Source organism: Microbacterium sp. UBA837, from assembly GCF_002296025.1.
Lineage (GTDB): Bacteria > Actinomycetota > Actinomycetes > Actinomycetales > Microbacteriaceae > Microbacterium.
This window is the reverse complement of the sequence record NZ_DBHD01000200.1, coordinates 1-2,430: the sequence shown is the minus strand read 5'-3', so window position 1 is coordinate 2,430 and position 2,430 is coordinate 1. Positions and strand designations below refer to the sequence as shown.

Genomic DNA, 2,430 nt, shown 5'->3' with positions numbered 1-2,430 from the left:
GCGGTAACCGGGGGAGCAGTGAACTGAGGTGCCTGCGGCTGCTGCTGGTACGCCGCGGTGGGTGCCGTGTAGGGATGCGACATCGGCGTGCCGACAGTGTTTCGCGGCGCGGTTACGGTGCGGATGGTCGATGTCGTGACCGCGGGGGTGCTCATGTCGGGGTACCGCGGCATGCGCTGTGCGGGCTCATGACGATCGGTGGTCGCCTCGGCTTTGTTGCTCTCCCACATCGCCCAGCCCACGACGAGTCCCAGCACGGCAACGACGCCGAAGCCGATCATGAGGGTGATGAGTGAATTACTGTCCATGTTCGAACCTGGTGCTGAGTCAGGGTGAGCCATGTTGCGCGCTCTCGGGTTGACCACTATTGTCTGCGATCCGCGTAGTGCGGCACGACAAACTGTGCGAACTCTCATCTAGCGCACGAGAGATCCCCGGCTTTTGCGTCGTTTCCGGACGATTCCGGCCCCGAAAGCTACGTCGGACGACGTAGTTTCGCCGGGTTAGGCGGTGCGATTGTTACGACCGCGAGCCCAGTACGCGATGGTGGCAGCGGCCATGATCGCGAGCATTACGACCGTGGTGAGGCTGGCCTCCAGGCCGAACAGGCCGCCCGAGACGAGGGGGTTGGCATCCGTCGTCTCGACGACCGCCAAGAGCGAGTTCTCTGCGGGGATGCCCGACACCGGGATGCCGAAGAGGCTGTTCTGTGCCCAGTTCCACACGGCGTGGAACGCGATGACCCCCCAGAGGCCGCCTTCGCTGAGCGCCCAGAACCCGAGGAGCAGGGAGACGAGCACGAGCGAGAGGACCGAGAGGATGTTCATGCCCGTGTTGAGGGAGTGCGCGAGCGTGAAGAAGACGGTCTGGGCGATCATCGCGGCGAGGATGCCGAAACGCGGCATCCAGGACTGGATGAGGTACCCGCGGGAGATGAGCTCTTCGGCGCCGCTCTGGATCGAGAACCCGACTAACGCGAAGATCACCCATCCGAGTGCGGTCCAGGCGGCGTAGCTGCCGTCGGGAGTCTGGAGGAACTCCATGTTGCCGGTGAGGACTGCGACGGCAACGGCGAGGGACATGGCGCCGAGTGCGATCGCGGCTCCTCGCGCGATCTGCAGCGGGGCGCGGGAGGGGGAACGGAAGCCGATACTCGCGAATGCCCGCCGTTCCTTGAATCGCAGCCAGACCCACAGCAGGATCCAGACCGACAGAAAGGCCAGGCTGCTGATGTTGGTGAGGCCGAGGGCCGTGATGCCGGGGATGAGGGCGAGCAGGATGCTGGTGGCCATGACCGACGCGAACAGCACCACGGCGACGATCGAGCCGACAAGCGGCCCGGTTGGTCGCTGCGCTTCGCGCATTGCGCCGGCGAAACTGTCACGTCGTGTTTCGGTCACGGAGGGCCTCCCAGGTCGGCGGTCCCGACCGACCCTAGCGAATGGAGGCGGGGTGGCGCAGGGCTTGTGGTGCCGCCGCGTCCTCGGCTAGGGCGACCCGGGCGGTCGTCCGCGTCCTGCCTGTTGTGCGCCCCAGACGGCGCCGAGCGCGAACTGGCCGGTCACGCCGAAGTGGCGCATCGCCTGGTCCACGCGGCGTCTGCCGGTTCGAGGACTCAGGCCCAGCGTGTGAGCGGCGGCCTCGACGGTCATGCCCCGGCTCATCAGGGCGAGCATCGGTGCCCACGGCTCGTCGCTTTGGTCGACCGCGGATGCCTCGCCCCACAGTTTCTCGAAGACCCAGGATGCGAGAGAGACGACCTCTTGAGCGCTCGTGGCGAGCACGCGGGTCGGATGGGGATCACCCCAGACGGAGGGGAGGGTGACGGTGTCGTCATCGATGATCCAGAAGAAGCTGGGCGGTGACGGGTGGGTTCGGATCCAGGTGCCTGCTGCCAGTTCGTTGTCGAGGTGCCACCGGTTGATGGGATCGAGGGCGTCTTCGTCGGAGAGGATGACGCGGATGCGGCTCTCGCCGTCGAGTGGCCTGGCGGCCCAGAGCGTTTCGGCGTAGTCGAGGCCGGCGTCGCGCAGGATCTGCGTCGAGGGGATACACAGCTGTGCTGATCGGGGCGCCCGGCGTGAGGACTGTGCGCGCCACATGTCGGCCAGCGCCCAGGTGCCCTGAACCGTGGTGGGCGGTGTCGAGGTTCCGGTTCCGTCACCCGTCTCGCCGGCATTCCAGGCCTGGAGGAGCTCCGGGATGCTGGCAGCCAGGGTATGCGCGGTGGCTGCGGCATCTGTGAGTTCGCGCACGCCGTCGTCGATGATCTGCTGGATGGCGGTGGCTACCGTGAAGTCGGGTCGGCGGTGAGCGATGGTGTCGCCGGTGACTCTGAGGAGTCCGCGGCGCTCGAGGAGTGCGAGCTGTTCACGCAGGTCCGCCTCGTCGAGGCTCAGTCTGGTTGCGAGTGTGGCCGGGTCGGCGCCC

General features: G+C 66.9%; 3 protein-coding genes. All 3 read right to left on the bottom strand.

All coding sequences use genetic code 11. The features are described 5' to 3' along the window. Window positions 1-308: hypothetical protein (locus B3587_RS14285; protein ID WP_292729871.1), on the bottom strand; the 308-nt coding region annotated here is incomplete at its 3' end. Between the two features lie 195 nt (window positions 309-503). Then, window positions 504-1,400 (bottom strand): CPBP family intramembrane glutamic endopeptidase, encoded by an 897-nt coding sequence (locus tag B3587_RS14280; protein WP_292729868.1) that lies wholly within the window; start codon window positions 1,398-1,400, stop codon window positions 504-506. An 87-nt stretch (window positions 1,401-1,487) separates the two neighbouring features. Beyond that, window positions 1,488-2,430, bottom strand: a 943-nt coding sequence (locus tag B3587_RS14275; RefSeq protein ID WP_414683141.1) for a hypothetical protein, incomplete at its 5' end; no start/stop codon positions are given.